The organism is Lactobacillus sp. 23-2, from assembly GCF_044902225.1.
GTDB classification, from domain to species: Bacteria; Bacillota; Bacilli; order Lactobacillales; family Lactobacillaceae; genus Lactobacillus; species Lactobacillus absianus.
This window is the reverse complement of the sequence record NZ_JAOQBX010000065.1, coordinates 1-721: the sequence shown is the minus strand read 5'-3', so window position 1 is coordinate 721 and position 721 is coordinate 1. Positions and strand designations below refer to the sequence as shown.

Genomic DNA, 721 nt, shown 5'->3' with positions numbered 1-721 from the left:
CATGGCAATACGCAAGCGCAAGTCAGATCTGCCGGAATATGGAGTAAAAATCAGATTGTACCCGACTCTCGTACAACAAGCCAAACTTAGACAGTTCTTTGGCAATGACCGCTTCCTCTGGAATCAGCTTGTCAGCCTCTATCAGGAACGCTACAAGAACAACAAGAAATCAAAATTGTTAACGGAATTTGATCTTAACAATCTGCTTCCCGCCTTGAAGAACGAATATCCATTCCTCAAGGCAAGCGACAGCTCCAGCTTCCAAATCGTGACCAAGAACATCAGCGATGCCTGGGAGGCATTCTTTGCCGGAACAAGACGCAAGCCCCGCTTCCACTCAAAGCATAGCGCCAAGCAGTCATATACTGGCAAGTCATCCAAGCGCCGTCATTTGGCTTTGGTTAAGTCGCAGCAGGACGCCAGCAAAAAGGTTCTTGGCGCAAAAAGCCTGTCTGACTATCGCAACTGGCAGAAAGCCAATGTCGCCAAGAACCGCTATATGAGCCGCATCACGAATCAGCGCGATGACTATCTGCACAAGATCACGGATCAGCTTGTGAAGGAATACGACGTCATCGTCATTGAGGATTTAAAGATCAAGAACATGACGAAGAATCACCACCTTGCCCGCTCAATTCTGCGTCAAAGCTGGGGCAGATTTCGTGACATGCTGGAATACAAGTGCAAGAAGTACGGAAAGATCCTCATCAAGGTCAATCCA

Annotated in this window: 1 protein-coding gene; it reads left to right on the top strand. The window is 47.9% G+C overall.

Annotated features, from left to right (window positions below; all coding sequences use genetic code 11):
• Nucleotides 1–721: RNA-guided endonuclease InsQ/TnpB family protein (locus OCH80_RS10165; protein WP_404540651.1), on the top strand; the 721-nt coding region annotated here is incomplete at both ends.